Annotated in this window: 16 protein-coding genes and 1 tRNA gene; 6 read left to right on the plus strand and 11 right to left on the minus strand. The window is 71.3% G+C overall.

Annotated elements, in window-relative coordinates:
• Positions 1–43: 43 nt before the first annotated feature.
• From IF00_RS0130115 to sp36, 5 genes are all read right to left on the minus strand, one after another.
• Complete coding sequence (locus tag IF00_RS0130115) at positions 44–928, minus strand: prohibitin family protein (protein ID WP_030323462.1); 885 nt, start codon at positions 926–928, stop codon at positions 44–46.
• Positions 929–1,044: 116 nt separating this feature from the next.
• On the minus strand, positions 1,045–1,875 hold the full coding sequence (locus IF00_RS0130120; RefSeq protein ID WP_030323463.1) for an MBL fold metallo-hydrolase: 831 nt from the start codon (positions 1,873–1,875) through the stop codon (positions 1,045–1,047).
• Positions 1,872–2,738 (minus strand): NUDIX hydrolase, encoded by an 867-nt coding sequence (locus IF00_RS0130125; protein ID WP_030323464.1) that lies wholly within the window; start codon positions 2,736–2,738, stop codon positions 1,872–1,874. The genes IF00_RS0130120 and IF00_RS0130125 overlap by 4 nt, the downstream gene beginning before the upstream one ends.
• 159 nt (positions 2,739–2,897) lie before the next feature.
• On the minus strand, positions 2,898–3,368 hold the full coding sequence (locus IF00_RS0130130) for a RidA family protein (RefSeq protein ID WP_030323465.1): 471 nt from the start codon (positions 3,366–3,368) through the stop codon (positions 2,898–2,900).
• The gene (sp36, locus tag IF00_RS45220) at positions 3,365–3,523 is read right to left on the minus strand and encodes a Sp36 family protein (RefSeq protein WP_015034547.1); all 159 of its coding nucleotides are present in this window, start codon (positions 3,521–3,523) and stop codon (positions 3,365–3,367) included. Before sp36 ends, IF00_RS0130130 begins: the two co-directional genes overlap by 4 nt.
• A 167-nt stretch (positions 3,524–3,690) precedes the next feature.
• Between sp36 and bagA the strand changes: the two genes are divergently transcribed.
• Both bagA and bagB read left to right on the plus strand, forming a co-directional pair.
• Entirely contained in the window at positions 3,691–4,653 is a 963-nt protein-coding gene (gene bagA, locus IF00_RS0130140; RefSeq protein ID WP_030323466.1) for an ATPase BagA, read from the plus strand.
• A complete protein-coding gene (bagB, locus tag IF00_RS0130145; protein WP_030323467.1) occupies positions 4,650–5,990 on the plus strand; it encodes an ATPase BagB in 1,341 nt (446 codons plus the stop codon). The genes bagA and bagB overlap by 4 nt, the downstream gene beginning before the upstream one ends.
• A 73-nt stretch (positions 5,991–6,063) precedes the next feature.
• Here bagB and IF00_RS0130150 read toward each other — a convergent pair whose 3' ends face one another.
• Positions 6,064–6,408 (minus strand): WhiB family transcriptional regulator, encoded by a 345-nt coding sequence (locus IF00_RS0130150; RefSeq protein WP_015034550.1) that lies wholly within the window; start codon positions 6,406–6,408, stop codon positions 6,064–6,066.
• 583 nt (positions 6,409–6,991) lie between these two features.
• On the opposite strand from IF00_RS0130150, the gene IF00_RS0130155 reads away from it, so the two are divergent.
• On the plus strand, positions 6,992–9,226 hold the full coding sequence (locus IF00_RS0130155; protein ID WP_030323469.1) for a transglycosylase domain-containing protein: 2,235 nt from the start codon (positions 6,992–6,994) through the stop codon (positions 9,224–9,226).
• 76 nt (positions 9,227–9,302) lie between these two features.
• Here the strand turns inward: IF00_RS0130155 and IF00_RS0130160 are convergent, their stop codons facing one another.
• Positions 9,303–9,767, minus strand: a complete 465-nt coding sequence (locus tag IF00_RS0130160) for a GatB/YqeY domain-containing protein (RefSeq protein WP_030323470.1) — start codon at positions 9,765–9,767, stop codon at positions 9,303–9,305.
• 74 nt (positions 9,768–9,841) lie between these two features.
• Here IF00_RS0130160 and IF00_RS0130165 point away from each other — a divergent pair, with 74 nt between their 5' ends.
• Both IF00_RS0130165 and IF00_RS0130170 read left to right on the plus strand, forming a co-directional pair.
• Entirely contained in the window at positions 9,842–10,780 is a 939-nt protein-coding gene (locus IF00_RS0130165) for a metallophosphoesterase (protein WP_030323472.1), read from the plus strand.
• Positions 10,781–11,103: 323 nt separating this feature from the next.
• Positions 11,104–11,177 (plus strand) — tRNA-Pro (locus IF00_RS0130170).
• Between the two features lie 90 nt (positions 11,178–11,267).
• Here the strand turns inward: IF00_RS0130170 and IF00_RS42870 are convergent.
• Both IF00_RS42870 and IF00_RS0130180 read right to left on the minus strand, forming a co-directional pair.
• Positions 11,268–11,885: a P-loop nucleotide/nucleoside kinase family protein gene (locus IF00_RS42870; RefSeq protein ID WP_051820682.1), complete on the minus strand. Its 618-nt coding sequence runs from the start codon at positions 11,883–11,885 to the stop codon at positions 11,268–11,270.
• Between the two features lie 93 nt (positions 11,886–11,978).
• Positions 11,979–12,857: a glycosyltransferase family 2 protein gene (locus tag IF00_RS0130180; protein WP_030323475.1), complete on the minus strand. Its 879-nt coding sequence runs from the start codon at positions 12,855–12,857 to the stop codon at positions 11,979–11,981.
• A 278-nt stretch (positions 12,858–13,135) separates the two neighbouring features.
• On the opposite strand from IF00_RS0130180, the gene IF00_RS0130185 reads away from it, so the two are divergent.
• Positions 13,136–14,317: a serine/threonine-protein kinase gene (locus tag IF00_RS0130185; protein ID WP_078944900.1), complete on the plus strand. Its 1,182-nt coding sequence runs from the start codon at positions 13,136–13,138 to the stop codon at positions 14,315–14,317.
• 38 nt (positions 14,318–14,355) lie between these two features.
• On the opposite strand, the gene IF00_RS0130190 is transcribed toward IF00_RS0130185, so the two are convergent.
• Both IF00_RS0130190 and IF00_RS0130195 read right to left on the minus strand, forming a co-directional pair.
• On the minus strand, positions 14,356–14,637 hold the full coding sequence (locus IF00_RS0130190; protein ID WP_030323477.1) for a hypothetical protein: 282 nt from the start codon (positions 14,635–14,637) through the stop codon (positions 14,356–14,358).
• Between the two features lie 170 nt (positions 14,638–14,807).
• Positions 14,808–15,827, minus strand: coding sequence for a YdcF family protein (locus IF00_RS0130195; protein WP_030323478.1), 1,020 nt, complete (start codon positions 15,825–15,827; stop codon positions 14,808–14,810).
• Positions 15,828–15,846 lie beyond the last annotated feature (19 nt).

Here is a 15,846-nt window from a genome sequence, read left to right on the forward strand (position 1 = left end):
GTCGGCCGGGGCGGCCCTTTCGCGTACGCCTACGGGCTCGGCGTCAGCGCTTCGAGCCGTCCACGATCACCGGCGCCGAGGAGCCGTTCGCGCAGGGCACGGTGTAGATCGGGTTCTTCGCCGCGGCCTCCTTGAACGCGTCGATGCACTGGTTCATCAGGACCCGGTCGGTCAGCGAGTCGTTGAGGATCTTGTTGGCGCGGGCGATGCCCTCCGCCTCGATCCTGCGGCGGTCGGCCTCGGCCTTGGCCGTGCGGGCGGCCTCGGTGGCGCGCTCGGTGGCCTGCTGCTGCTGGATCTTGCGGTCGATCTGGCCCTGGAGGGCGTCCGAGGGCTTCACGTTGCGCAGGTTGACCGTGGTCACGTCGATGCCGCGCGGGACCAGGCGTTCCTTGATCAGGGTGCCGATCTCGGCGTTGATCTTCTCGCGGTCGGAGGCGTATCCCTGCTCGCTGGTGTAGCGGGCGAAGACGTTACGGACGATCTCCCGGCTGTCCGGGTAGACGAGGCGCTGCTGGATGGAGTCCTCGCTGCCCGCGAGCTTGTAGAGCTCCACGGCCTTGCTCGGGACGACGGCCCACTTCACGGTCACCTCGACGTACATGACACCGCCCTGCGAGGAACGGACCTCGACCACGTCCTTGTCGGAGAGGTTGAGGTCGACCGGGCGGGTCGAGAAGGTGGTGACGTCGGTGAAGGGCGACTTCACGTGCATGCCGGAGGTCATGGGCGAGCCGACCTTGCCGAACGCGACCGGCACACCGACCTCGTACGCGCTGATCACGTACGTCATGCTCACGATCAGCGAGAACACGCCGGCCACGACCGCGCCGAGGGCACCGAACTTCAGCCCCTTGGAGTCGTTGGCTCGGCCGACGAAGAAGAGCACCGCTGCGGCTATGACCAGCAGGATGGCGATGACGAACACGGGCGTTCCCCCCGAAAGCTACGGCCAGAAGTAAGCGGAGCGTAAAGCACAGGTCAAGACGACCGACGCGCCGGGGTCCCGCACGGTTCCGGATCGTGACAACTCCGCCCCGCCGCTCAGACCAGACCGCGCTCCCTCAGGTACTCCAGCTGCGCCCGTACGGACAGCTCGGCCGCCGGCCACAGCGAGCGGTCCACGTCCGCGTACACATGGGCCACGACCTCCGCGGCCGTCCGGTGGCCGCTCTCGACCGCCGTCTCCACCTGGGCCAGCCGGGTCGCCCGGTGCGCCAGATAGAACTCCACGGCCCCCTGGGCGTCCTCCAGGACCGGTCCGTGCCCCGGCAGGACCGTGTGCACCCCGTCGTCGACGGTGAGCGAGCGCAGCCGCCGCAGCGAGTCCAGGTAGTCGCCGAGGCGCCCGTCCGGATGGGCGACCATCGTCGTGCCGCGCCCCAGGATCGTGTCGCCCGTCAGGACGGCCCGGTCGGCCGGCAGGTGGAAGGAGAGCGAGTCGGAGGTGTGGCCGGGCGTCGGGACGACCCGCAGCTCCAGGCCGCCGACGGCCACCACGTCCCCCGCGCCGAGCCCCTCGTCGCCGAGCCGCAGCGCCGGGTCGAGGGCCCGTACGGCCGTCCCGGTCAGCTCGGCGAAGAGCCCGGCGCCCTCGGCATGGTCCGGGTGGCCGTGGGTCAGCAGCGTGAGCGCGACCCGCTTGCCGAGCTTCTCGGCGGTGTCGATCACATGGCGCAGATGGCTCTCGTCGAGCGGCCCCGGGTCGACGACGACGGCGAGGTCGGAGCCGGGCTCGGAGAGCAGCCAGGTGTTGGTGCCGTCGAGGGTCATCGCGGACGGGTTCGGCGCGAGGACGTTCACGGCGCGGTCGGTCGCGGGCCCGGAGACCACGAGGCCGCGCGGCTGGCCCGGCAGGGCGGCGGCGTCGCTCATCGGGCACCTCCCATCGGGATGATCTTGGTGAACTCCTCGTGGCCCGGCCAGCTCAGGACCAGCTCGTCGCCGTCCAGACGCGCCTGGGCGAGCACGGGGCTCATGTCCTGCTCCCGCGCCCCCGCGAGGGCCTCGGCGGCCGTGCCGTACGGCTCCAGGGTGCGCAGGGTCGAGATCGTCGGCGGCATCATCGTCAGCTCGCCCCGGTCGTAGCCGGCCGCGGCGTCCGCCGGACGGATCCAGACGGTCCGGTCGGCCTCCGTGGAGGCGTTGCGGGTGCGCTGCCCGGCCGGCAGGGCGGCCACGAAGAACCAGGTGTCGTACCGGCGCTGCTCGAACTCCGGCGTGATCCAGCGGGCCCACGCGCCGAGCAGGTCGGAGCGGACGACGAGCCCGCGCCGGTCCAGGAAGTCGGCGAAGGACAGCTCCCGGGCGACGAGCGCCTCCCGGTCCCGCTCCCAGTCCGCGCCGGTCGTGTCGCCGACGACCGCGTCCCCGGTCTCCCCGGCGAGCAGGACGCCCGCCTCCTCGTACGTCTCGCGCACGGCGGCACAGACCACGGCCTGGGCCTGCGCGGGGTCGTCGAGGCCGAGCCGGGCCGCCCAGGTCTCCAGGGAGGGCCCCGCCCAGCGCACCGGGTGCTCGTCGCGCGGGTCGACCCCGCCACCGGGGTAGGCGTACGCGCCGCCCGCGAAGGCCATCGAGGCGCGGCGGCGCAGCATGTGGACGTCGGGACCGGCGGCCCCGTCCCGCAGCAGCAGGACGGTGGCGGCGCGCCTCGGGGTCACCGGGGTGAGCTCACCGGCGGCGAGGGCGCGGATGCGATCGGGCCACTCGGGCGGGTACCACTGACCATTCGACATGGCCGGATGCTATGCGCAAGTACTTGAATGCACGAGAGCCGGTTCCCGCCGCGTGGACCCTTGCGGGCCCGCGCGGAGGAACCGGCTCTGTGTCGCGCACGGAAGGTCGTACGGCGGCGTCGCACGGCCGAGTCGCACCGAAGGTCGTACGGCGGAGGGTCAGGCCTCGACGAGCTCGACCTGGACCTCGACCTCGACCGGGGCGTCGAGCGGCAGCACGGCCACGCCGACGGCGCTGCGCGCGTGCACGCCCTTGTCGCCGAGGACCGCGCCCAGCAGCTCGCTGGCGCCGTTGATGACGCCCGGCTGCCCGGTGAAGTCGGAGGCGGAGGCGACGAAGCCGACGACCTTCACGACCCGCTTGATCCGGTCGAGGTCGCCGGCGACCGACTTCACGGCCGCGAGGGCGTTCAGCGCGCAGGTGGCGGCGAGCTTCTTGGCCTCCTCGGCGGTGACCTCGGCGCCGACCTTGCCGGTCAGCTGGAGTTCGCCGCCCACCATCGGGAGCTGGCCCGAGGTGTAGACGTAGACGCCCGACTGCACGGCAGGCTGGTAGGCGGCCAGCGGCGGCACCACGGCGGGCAGGGTCAGGCCGAGTTCGGCGAGCTTCGCCTCGACGGTCCCGCTCACGACTTGGCCCGCTTCAGGTAGGCCACGAGCTGCTCGGGGTTGTTCGGCCCGGGCACGACCTGGACGAGCTCCCAGCCGTCCTCGCCCCAGGTGTCCAGAATCTGCTTGGTCGCGTGCACCAGAAGCGGCACCGTGACGTACTCCCACTTGGTCATGGGCCCGACTGTATCCGCTGACGCGGTGCGGCTCTCCGAGGCTGCCCTTCAGCCGGCCCCGAGAGGCCTCGTCGAGCGGCCCGGCCTGATCGGCACGAAGCCCCTAGGGGGCTTCTCAGGGGCGGCCTCCTGATTGGGCGCGGCCGCCAGTGGTTAGGCTCGACAGCGTGAGCAGGCTCCAGGTCGTCAGCGGCAAGGGCGGTACCGGTAAGACGACGGTCGCCGCCGCCCTCGCGCTCGCCCTCGCGACGGAGGGCAAGCGCACCCTTCTCGTCGAGGTCGAAGGCAGACAGGGCATCGCACAGCTCTTCGAGACGGAGGCCCTTCCGTACGAGGAACGCAAGATCGCCGTCGCCCCGGGCGGCGGCGAGGTGTACGCGCTGGCGATCGACGCCGAGCGCGCGCTCCTCGACTACCTCCAGATGTTCTACAAACTGGGCACGGCGGGGCGGGCCCTGAAGAAGCTCGGCGCGATCGACTTCGCGACGACGATAGCGCCGGGCGTACGGGACGTCCTGCTGACCGGCAAGGCGTGCGAGGCGGTCCGGCGGCGCGAGAAGCACGGTGGCCACACCTACGACCACGTGGTCATGGACGCGCCGCCCACCGGCCGCATCACCCGCTTCCTCAACGTCAACGACGAGGTGGCCGGCCTGGCGAGGATCGGCCCGATACACAACCAGGCGCAGGCCGTCATGCGGGTCCTCAAGTCCCCCGAGACGGCCGTGCACCTCGTGACCCTCCTGGAGGAGATGCCGGTCCAGGAGACCGCGGACGGCATCGCGGAGCTCCGCGCGGCCGAACTGCCGGTGGGGCGGGTCGTGGTGAACATGGTCCGGCCGCACGTCCTCGACGAGGCGGCGGTACGGGCCGCCTCCGGCGACCACCGGGACGCGATCGCCAGAACGCTGGCCTCCGTGGGCGTCGCGGGCGGTACGGCGCTCGTCGAGCCGCTCCTCGACCAGGCGTCCGAGCACGCCCGGCGGGTGGAGCTGGAGCGGGCGCAGCGCGCGGTCCTGGACGCGATCGGCGTGCCCTCGTACGAGCTCCCGTTCCTTGGGGACGGGGCGGACATCGCGGGTCTCTACCGGCTGGCGAAGGAACTGCGGAAGCAAGGGGTGGGCGCGTGACGGAGAAGTCCCCCGAGACGCACGGACTCGACGCGGTTCCCGTCCTGGACCTCGACCCGCTGATCGACGACCTCGGCACCCGCATCATCGTCTGCTGCGGGGCGGGCGGGGTCGGCAAGACGACGACGGCGGCGGCACTCGGCGTACGGGCGGCGGAGCGCGGCCGCCGGGTCGTCGTCCTCACCATCGACCCGGCCCGCCGCCTGGCCCAGTCGATGGGCATCGACTCCCTCGACAACACCCCGCGCAAGGTCGACGGCATCAAGGGCTCCGACGGCGGCGAACTGCACGCGATGATGCTGGACATGAAGCGGACCTTCGACGAGATCGTCGAGGCGCACGCGGAGCCCGACCGGGCGCGGGCGATCCTGGAGAACCCCTTCTACCAGTCGCTCTCGGCCGGATTCGCCGGTACGCAGGAGTACATGGCGATGGAGAAGCTGGGCCAGCTCAGGGCGCGCGACGAGTGGGACCTGATCGTCGTGGACACCCCGCCGTCCCGCTCCGCGCTGGACTTCCTGGACGCGCCGAAGCGGCTCGGGTCGTTCCTCGACGGGAAGTTCATCAAGCTGCTCATGGCGCCGGCGAAGGTGGGCGGCCGGGCAGGGATGAAGTTCCTGAACGTCGGCATGTCGATGATGACGGGGACCCTCGGCAAGCTGCTGGGGGGTCAGTTCCTCAAGGACGTGCAGACGTTCGTGGCGGCGATGGACACGATGTTCGGCGGTTTCCGGACCCGCGCCGACGCCACGTACAAGCTGCTCCAGGCCCCGGGCACGGCCTTCCTCGTGGTGGCCACGCCGGAGCGGGACGCGCTGCGGGAGGCCGCGTACTTCGTGGAGCGGCTGGCCGCCGAGGAGATGCCGCTGGCGGGTCTCGTCCTCAACCGCGTGCACGGCAGCGCCGCCGCCCTGCTTTCGGCCGAGCGGGCGCGGGCCGCGGCGGAAAATCTTGACGAGGGGCGCATTGTGGATCAGGGGGCCGGGAAGACTGACCGGAGTGGCTCCCCGGCCACCGAGCCCGAGCTGTCAGACCTCGCCACCGCCGCCACCGCACCTCCCGTACCCCAGGCTGCCCCCACAGCCGACCCGGCACAGGAATCAGCTGTAGACGACGCAGAGCACGGAGACGACACAGACGTACGACATCTCACCGCGGGACTTCTGCGCCTGCATGCCGAGCGCATGCGGGTGCTCGCGCGTGAGCAGCGCACCCGTGACCGCTTCACCGCGCTTCACCCCGAGGTGGCGGTGACCGAAGTGGCGGCCCTGCCCGGCGATGTACACGACCTCGCCGGGCTGCGGGCCATCGGCGACCGGCTCACGGCCGGGCGGTAACCCTCGTCGTACGGACCCCTGTCGAGGCCCGGGCCTCCAAGGCCCGGCCCGTCGGGGCCCTGCCCACCGGGGCCTAGCCGACCGCGGCGTACGCCTCGTACGTCGCGTCGTCCTCGATCGCCACGGGCAGCAGGCCCGCTCCACGCTCGTACTCCGTGCGCGCGGTCTCGAGGAGCCGGCGCCACGAGGTGACCGTCGGCCTGCGGCGCAGCAGGGCGCGCCGCTCGCGCTCCGTCATGCCGCCCCACACACCGAACTCCACGCGGTTGTCGAGGGCGTCGGCGAGGCACTCGGTCCGCACCGGGCATCCGGTGCACACCGCCTTTGCCCTGTTCTGTGCCGCTCCCTGCACGAAAAGTTCATCCGGATCGGTAGTGCGGCAGGCCGCCTGCGCACTCCAGTCAGCTACCCAGCCCATACCGGCGCCGTCCTCTCCCGAATCGAGGCTCCCCCACGGCGGCAGCGGCATATTCACCGCTGCCAGTTGGGACGTTACGGAAGGTGGGCACAGCGCAACACCCCCTTCGGGCCCAATCTTGGATGGCCCGAACGGACTATGCGTGCGCGTCAGATCACCCAGGGGAGTGATCGAAGGACATGCGTGTGATAGCGGACATATCGCCTGGATACGCCCTTCTTTGACGGTGCCACTTCGGGCACCGTGTGACGCATGAGCCGGAATCGGACACGAGGTCCCCGCGTTTCGGGGTCACGGGAATTCATGCCGAAGTCACACCCGGGTCTTGATGCCAGACCACACTGCTGTGACAGTTGGGAGCAGCTTAGGCCAAGGCATATACGTGTGTCCGGCGAATGAGAACGTAGGCGCCTGACGTCGTCCTGCCGTCAAGGACAGGGGACGAGCCGGCGACAGCGGAGCCGCCACCACGTCGAGGCCTCGACGGCAGGGCCGCCGCCGGATGTCACGGTCTGGTACTCGAACGCTCCGAGAGGCCCCCGCTCCTGCGGTTCGCACATCACTACGGATTAGGCTGCCCCCCATGGCAAAGAAGCGCTCCGGCGGAGGTCTGACCGGGACCCAGCAGGCCGCCAAGTTCCTCGGTGTCAGTGTGCTCGCGGGAGCCGTGCTGGCGGGCATCGCCCTGCCCGCGGCCGGCGCACTGGGCCTGGCCGCGAAGGGCACGGTCGAGGGGTTCGACGAGATCCCCTCCAATCTGAAGACCCCACCGCTGAGCCAGCGCACCAAGATCCTCGACTCCGAGGGCGGTCTGATCGCCACGGTGTACTCGCGGGACCGGACGGTCGTCCCGCTCGACAAGATCTCCCCGTACATGCAGAAGGCGATCGTCGCGATCGAGGACGGCCGCTTCTACGAGCACGGGGCGATCGACCTCAAGGGCGTGCTGCGCGCGATCAACCGCAACGCGCAGTCGGGCGGGGTCGCGCAGGGCGCGTCCACCCTCACCCAGCAGTACGTGAAGAACGTCTTCGTCGAGGAGGCCGGTGACGACCCCGAGAAGGTCGCGCAGGCCACCCAGCAGACCATCGGCCGCAAGGTCCGCGAACTGAAGTTCGCGATCCAGGTCGAGGAGGAGCTGGGCAAGAAGAAGATCCTGGAGAACTACCTCAACATCACGTTCTTCGGGCAGCAGGCGTACGGCATCGAGGCCGCCTCCCAGCGGTACTTCTCCAAGCGCGCCGCCGACCTGAGCCTCGGCGAGGCGGCGATGATGGCCGGTCTCGTCCAGTCGCCCAGCCGCTACGACCCGATCAACGACATCCAGGAAGCCACCAAGCGCCGCAACGTGGTCCTCCAGCGGATGGCCGACGTGAAGGACATCAGCCAGGCCGAGGCGGACAAGGCGAAGGCCGCTCCGCTCAAGCTGAAGGTCAAGACCCCGAGGAACGGCTGCATCACCGCCGTCGACGGCGCCGGCTTCTTCTGCGACTACGTCCGCAAGACGATCCTCAGCGACCCGATCTTCGGCAAGACGGCCGAGGAGCGCCAGAAGCTGTGGAACCTGGGCGGTCTCACCGTCAAGACCACGCTCGACCCGAAGGCGCAGGCGGCCGCGAACGAGGCCGCCGTGGCCAGGGTCAACAAGGACGACCCGGTCGCCACCGCCGTCGTCCAGGTGCAGCCCGGCACCGGCAAGATCCTCTCGATGAGCCAGTCCCGCCCGTACGGCCTGGACCAGAAGCAGCACCAGACGACGCTGAACCTCGCCGTCGGCAGCAAGATGGGCGGCACGACGTACGGCTTCCCGGTCGGCTCGACCTTCAAGCCGATCACGGCGGCCGCGGCCCTGGAGAAGGGGCTGAGCCCGGCGCAGAGCTTCGACACCCCGTGGAAGATCAGCATGTCGGAGAGCGACTTCACGCGCTGCGACGGGGCGCCCGCCGGCAACCTCGAGTGGCCCGTCCAGAACGAGCTCAAGTCCGAGAAGGGCTCGTACGACATGACGAGCGCCCTCGGGAAGTCCATCAACACCTACTTCGCCAAGCTGGAACAGATGGCCGGCCTCTGCGAGACGCTGACCATGGCGAAGAAGGTCGGCTACGAGCGCGAGCTGGGCAAGCCCATCAAGCAGAGCCCGTCCGCCACCCTCGGCAGCCTCGAGAGCACGCCGCTCGACATGGCCTCCGTCTACGCGACCTTCGCCAACCGCGGAATGTACTGCACCCCGATCACCATCGAGTCGGTCAAGGCGGCCAACGGCGAAAAGCTCAACGTGCCGGACAGCAAGTGCAGCCGGGCGATGAGCGAGCGCACCGCCGACATGATCAACCAGATGCTGAAGGGCGTCGTCGAGGACGGCACGGGTACCAAGGCCGGTCTCAGCGACCGCGACAACGCGGGCAAGACCGGTACCACCGAAGGCCGCAAGGACGCCTGGTTCGTCGGCTACACCCCGAACCTCTCCACCGCCGTCTGGGTCGGCGACGACGTCGGCGAGCGGCGCGAGATGTTCGACCTCACCATCGGCGGCGAGTACTACGAGAAGGTCTGCGGCGGCTGCCTCCCGGGCCCCATCTGGAAGATCGCGATGACCGGGGCCCTCGACGCCTCCGACAAGCCGAGCTTCGCCCCCATCGCCGTACCGCGGGCCGCCAAGCCCAAGGACCCGGAGGAGGGGGACGAGGGCCCGAACAAGCCCGCCAAGCCGGGCGACAACAAGCCGCCGACCGGCACCAACCCGTTCCCCGGGATCACGCTCCCGCCGGGCGTGATCGGTGGGCCCGGCGACGACAACGGCCGCGGCAGGAACCGCTGACGCCGTAGAGGCACGAGGAAGGGCGCCCCACTTCGGTGGGGCGCCCTTCCTCGTACAGCCTGCCGATGCCCGGAGGTCAGCCCGCGAGGAGCTTCTTCACGGAGGCGGCGACGCGGCCGCCGTCGGCCTGGCCGGCCACCTTCGGGTTCACGATCTTCATGACGGCGCCCATGGCACGCGGGCCCTCGGCGCCGGCCGCCTTCGCCTCCGCGACGGCCGCCGCGACGATCCCGTCGAGCTCCTCGTCACTGAGCTGCTTCGGCAGGTACGCGTCGAGGAGGATCCCCTCCGCCTTCTCCCGCTCGGCCGACTCCGCGCGACCGCCCTGGGCGAAGGCGTCGGCGGCCTCGCGGCGCTTCTTCGCCTCCTTGGCGATCACCTTCTGCACCTCGTCGTCGGAGAGTTCGCGCTTGGTCTTGCCCGCGACCTCCTCCTTCTGGATCGCGGTGATGGTCAGCCGCAGGGTCGAGGAGCGCAGTTCGTCGCGCTCCCGGATCGCGGCGTTGAGGTCGGCCTGGAGCTTCGCCTTCAGCGTGGTCATGGGGTCAAGTGTGGCAGGTGTGCCGCCCCACCCGCCCGCGCATTTACGCCCGGAGGGTCTGCGACGATGGGGGGATGCGCGCACGGTACGGCATCCCCCTGAAGATCACGGCAGGCCTCACGGCGACGGCGGCCGCGGGAATCGTCTACGCGGCGGGCTTCGAGGCCCGCTCGTTCCGGCTCCGCCGTGTGACGGTCCCGGTGCTCCCGCCCGGCATGGCCGATCTGCGGGTCCTCCAGGTCTCCGACATCCACATGGTGAGCGGCCAGCGCAAGAAGCGCGCCTGGCTCCAGTCCCTCGCCGGGCTCCGCCCGGACTTCGTCGTCAACACCGGCGACAACCTCTCCGACCCGGAAGCGGTACCGGAGGTTCTCGACGCGCTCGGCCCGCTGATGGAGTTTCCGGGCGTGTACGTCTTCGGCTCCAACGACTACTACGGGCCCCGGCTCCGCAACCCCGCCCGCTACCTCCTCGAGAGGGCGCAGGGCCGGCACGGCCTCAACGGCAACAAGCCGGTCGTCGGCGCCGTCCACAACCCGTGGGAGGACATCAAGGACGGCTTCGACGCGGCGGGCTGGGTCGACCTCACCAACACCCGCGGCCGGCTCAAGCTCCCGCAGGCGGACCTCGCGTTCACCGGCGTCGACGACCCGCACATCAAGCGCGACCGGTACGAACGGGTGGCCGGCGGTCCCGACGAGTCGGCCGACTTCTCGGTGGGCGTGGTCCACGCCCCGTATCTGCGCGCGCTCGACGCCTTCACGGGCGACGGGTACGAGCTGCTCCTCGCCGGGCACACCCACGGCGGCCAGCTGTGCATCCCCTTCTACGGGGCGCTCGTCACCAACTGCGACCTGGACACCGACCGGGTGAAGGGCCTCTCCACCCACACGGTCGGCGACCGTACGGCGTACCTCCACGTCTCGGCGGGCTGCGGCACCAGCCGCTTCACCCCGGTCCGCTTCGCCTGCCCGCCCGAGGTCACTCTCCTGACGCTGACGGCCCGCGCCTGACCTCTGCGGTGGGGGCATGCTCTCGCCGCACCGCGCGTCCGCCGTCCCCGCGTCCGCCGTGCTCCCCACCACCCGCAGGCCGTACGCGGCGGTCTTCCGCGGCCTGCCGCCCTCGTCCTCGGCCGGGGCGCCGTCCGCGCCTGGACCGGCCGTACGCCGCTGCCCGCGCCGCGGACCGGCGGCGTGGTGCTCTGCATCACCGTGGTCGGCCCGGACCGCATCCGACCTGCGCCGCGACCGCCCGAAAACCGGATTTCGCCTCAGCGCGCGCGTGGGCTAAAGTAATCGATGTCGCCGCGACGTGAACAACAAAGCAGCGACATCGGGGTGTAGCGCAGCTTGGCAGCGCGCTTCGTTCGGGACGAAGAGGTCGTGGGTTCAAATCCCGCCACCCCGACAGCCGTAACACCAGGTGAGGCCGGTACTGATCTCAGTACCGGCCTCACCTGTCTGTGTTCCGGGCCGGGTGCCTCCGAGAGGCGCTCCGTCAGCGGATCAGGGCGACGAACGCCGCCTCGATGGATTCGATGTCGGGATCATCGTCGTCCGAGGTGTCGCATTCGACGACGGCATCGGCCCCAGGAGGCGGCTCGAAGATCGACCGCTTCATCTCGCCTCGCCGGAACCGGGACGAGAGCTGTCGGTCGACGGCACCGCCTTCGGCCACCCGGGCGCGGAGGCGTGCGTCGATGACCGGTTCACGGGCGACGACGTGAACGGCGAGCACGCGGGCGTCACAGGCGAGCAGCGCGTCCAGGAGTTCGCGCGACAGCACGGAGGACTCGACGACGAAGCTCACCCCTGAGGAGGCGAGCAGCCGGGCCGTGTTCACCATCACGGTCTCGGCGCGGAGGCTCAAAGGGCCGCCGGCGATGTGGAAGTCCGGGGCGGGCCGAATGCCACCGTCCTTCGCGACGGTGGCGGAGGACAGCCCGAGTCCGAGCTTGATCTCGTCCCGGGTCAGGAACGGCACGCCGAGGCGGCGTGCCGTCGCGCGGGCGACGGTGGTCTTTCCGGCCCCCGGGGACCCGCACACCGCGACCACCACCGGTCTTTCCCGCATCAGCATCCGCCGATCCTGCCGGATCCCGACCGCGCTGTCCACGAGTCGATCATGGTCGGCCGAGCAGTCCCCGGCGTCCCGAAGCCCGTCGGGGCTCCGTGGCTCCGCGCCCTCGGGGGGCCGGTGGTCTCCTTGTCAGATGACCGGTGGGCGGCCGAGGCGGGTCATGTGGCGGACCGTGGACCAGCGCATGGGGTGGCGGGGCCCGCAGGAGCGGCGGACGCCCTCCGCGAAGCCGGCGAACCAGGACGCGAGGCCCGGCAGGGAGCGGGTGCGGGCCAGCGTGAGGAGGGTCCAGACGCCCAGGTAGACGGGGACGAGCAGGGCCGGCAGGTTGCGCTTGGCGAGCCAGACGCGGTTGCGGGCGGTCATCCGGTAATAGACGGCGTGCCGGGCCGGGCTGGTCTTCGGGTGCTGGAGGAGGAGTTTCGGCTCGTAGACGACCTTCCAGCCCGCGTCGAGGGCGCGCCAGGCCATGTCGGTCTCCTCGTGGGTGAAGAAGAAGTCCTCCGGCCAGCCGCCGATCTCGTCGAGCATCGCCATCGACAGGCCGTGGCCGCCACCCAGGAAGGTCGTGACCTCCCCGCCGCGCATCGGGTCCTTCGCCCCCAGGCGCGGGACGTGGCGGCGCTGCGTCTCGCCCGTCTCGTCGGCGATGCGGAACGAGACGACGCCGAGGGCGTCGTCCCCCTCGTACAGGTCGGCCAGGCGGCGGAAGACGTCCGTGTCGACGAGCAGGCCGTCGTCGTCGAGGTCCACCAGCACGTCGACGTCGCCGAACGCGCGCAGTGTCTCGATCGCGACGTTCCGCCCGCCGGACACGCCCCGGTTCTCGGGCAGTTCGACGCCGGTCACGCCCTCGGGGAGCTCCGGCAGGGTCCCGGTGCCGTTGCCGACGACCACGATCCGGGTGGCGGCCTCGTCCTGCGCCGCCACGGCGTCGAGCAGCGCCCGCAGCTCGTCGGGGCGGGTGCCCATCGTCAGTACCGCCACACCCACACGAGGTCGCGCCACGACTCTCTCCGTTCCACGATCACCGGCGTCCGCCGGCACTCATCTCCGGACTCACTCCGGTCCGCGATGCTAACCGTCCGGCGCCACCTTCCGTTCACCCGAGCCTCGGTCGTCGTCCATCGCCCCGCCCGTATCACCGGGGTGGAGGTGCCGGACGTGGGCTTCTTCACGGGGGTCGGCGGACGCCCCGGGGGGAGCGCGGCGAAAGGCGTCGCCCGGCGGCTCTACGCTGGTTCCCTTCCGTCAAGTTGATCGATCGTCGAAGGGGTGGTCTCCAGGTGCTGGTCGCGGACCGATATCGGCTTCATGTGTGTATCGGCCGGGGCGGTATGGGCGAGGTGTGGCAGGCCACCGACGAGGTGCTCGGCCGGGACGTCGCCGTGAAGCTGATGCTGGCGCACGGGACCGACCCCTCCGCCGCCGACCGGTTCCGGCTGGAGGCGCAGACCGCCGCCCGGCTGAGCCACCCGCACGTGGTGGGCGTCTTCGACTTCGGCACCTGGGACGGAAAGCTGTTCCTCGTCATGGAGTTGGTGGAGGGCGACAGCCTCGCCGGCAGTCCGTCCGATCCGCTGCTGCTGCCCGCCGAGCGGGTCGCCGTGGTCGCCGCGCACGCAGCCGCCGGGCTGGCCGCCGCGCACCGGCAGGGTGTCGTGCACCGCGACATCAAGCCGGGGAACCTCCTGGTCGACGCCGACGGGACGGTGAAGCTCGCCGACTTCGGCATCGCCCGCTTCGTCGACGACCCCTCGGCGGCGCTCACGACGACGGGCCAGATCGTCGGCACGGGGCTCTACCTCGCCCCCGAGCGGGCCCTCGGGCAGCCCGCCTCGCCCGCCTCCGACGTGTACTCCCTCGGCTGCGTGCTCTACCAACTCCTCACCGGCCGCCCGCCGTTCCGCGCGGACACCGCCACGGCCCTGCTGTACCAGCACATCGACACCGCCCCGGTGCCGCCCGGCCGGCTCGGGGTGGCGCTGCCGCCCGAGTTCGAGACGTATCTGCTGAGCCTGCTGGCCAAGCAGCCGGAGCAGCGGCCGCCGGCCCAGGCCATCGCGGACTGGTTCTCCTCCGGCGCCTGGCGCGCCTACGCCCGTCCGGCCCCGGCACAGCCCGCGCCGCACGCCCCGCACCACCCCGTCGGCCTCCCGGCGGGCGTCGCCACCCGCTCCGCGCCGATGCCGGGAGCCGGCCGGATACCGGGGGCCGCGCCCCTGCCCGGTGCGGCGCCCCTGCCCGTACCGGCGCCGATGCCCGGGCAGGCCCACAGACCCGCGCCCACGCAGGCGCACAGACCCTCGTCCGGCGGGGTGCCCGCCTCCCGGCGGCGTGAACGGCCCGGCAGCACCACCGGCGGCCTCGCGGAGCTCTCCCGGCGGCGCCCCCGCAAGACGGCCGCCGTCGCCGGTGCCCTCGCCTTCGTGGTCTTTCTGATCATCGGGATGGCCTGGCTCTCCTGACCCGCGGCTCCCGCAGGGCCTCGGTGGCACCAGGGCCCTCAGTACGGCCTGGGCGCCATCACCTGTGGCTCCCCGTCCGCCGTCGCGAGCAGCAGGCAGTGCGGTTCGCCCGGCCCCGTGGCGGCCTGTACGGTCACCGTCTTCGGCGGGTCGGTCGGCAGCTCGACCGGGACCGTGACCGGCTGGTCGTCCTTGATCGGGGCATGGCCGGTCTCCTTGCCGTCTACGAGGATCTCGACGACGGACCCGTGCCCGGTCTGCACGGTCGCGGAGACCGAGTGCCCGAGGTGGTCGATGTGGAAGTGGTGCCGTCGGCTCATGGGTACCTCCGTCACTCCAGAGTAGGTACGGACCCCCGATCCCGCCGCTCCCGCCGTGCCCGGTGCGGATCACGGCCGGAGTGCGGCCCCAACGGGCCGGTGTTCAGATGGACCGGTACGCCGATCAGCGCCCCCGCGGAACGGAGCACCCCGATGACCGAGCGCCGGCCTCAGCGGCTCGCCCACACGAGTGCCCCGAGCAGGATCAGGGTCCCCAGGATCCCGAGGTTGACCACCTTGTACTGGAGGAAGACCGCGGCGAACTCGCGCATGGTCGCCGACGGCCAGAAGTAGGCGGCGGTCGGCGAGCCCACCACCTGGCCGTCCACACCCGCGCGGCGGGCCAGGATCGCGGCCCGGAAGGCGTGGAAGTTGTTGGTGACGATCACGCACGAGGAGCCCGGCCGGTCCCGCTCCATCAGCTCCTTGCTGAAGATCATGTTCTCCTCGGTGGTGCGCGAGCGGTCCTCGCGCACCAGCGCGCCCGCCGGGAAGCCGCGCTCGACGAGGTAGTCGGCCATCGCGTGGGACTCGGGCACCTCCTCGTCGGGGCCTTGGCCGCCCGAGACGACGAGGACGGGGGCGCCGCCGTCAGGCCGCTCGTACGCGGCCAGCCTCTCGTGCACCTCGCGCCCCCGGTCCAGGCGGCTCGCGAGGAGCGGGGGCACCCGCCGGCCGCCGATCAGGCCGGAGCCGAGCACGACGACGTAGTCGGCGTCGCGGCGGATCCTCATCCGGCCGTACAGGAACGCGTAGCCCACGAAGCAGACGAAGAGGAAGGAGACGTAGCCGAGGACGAGGAGGAGGGTGACGACGAGGACCTGCAGGGCCCACGAGTCGGTGGCCGCGGCGGTCACCGCCAGGACCATCACGCCGAACATGCCGAGCCCGGCGAGGAGCGAGAGCAGGTTGGACGGGCGTCTGCCCTCCTTGCAGATCATCTTCACGCCGTTCGCGGTGAGCAGCCCCGCGAGGACGACCGGGCCGAGGCCGAGCACCAGCAGCCCGCAGATCATCACCGTCTCGGCGACACCGGGCGGAGCGTCCTCGATCCCGGCGAGCAGTCCGACCCCGAAGAAGGTGACGGCGAGGCCGAGGAGCACGGCGTTGCCGAAGCGGCGCCGGTCCCGTCGTACACCGAGCGCGAAGAACAGCAGGAAGACCGCGGCGACGGCGAAGGCGTACGACATGACGGCATCGTAGGCAGAC

Origin of the sequence: Streptomyces flavochromogenes, from assembly GCF_000717595.1 — a bacterium.
Classification (GTDB): Bacteria; Actinomycetota; Actinomycetes; order Streptomycetales; family Streptomycetaceae; genus Streptomyces; species Streptomyces flavochromogenes.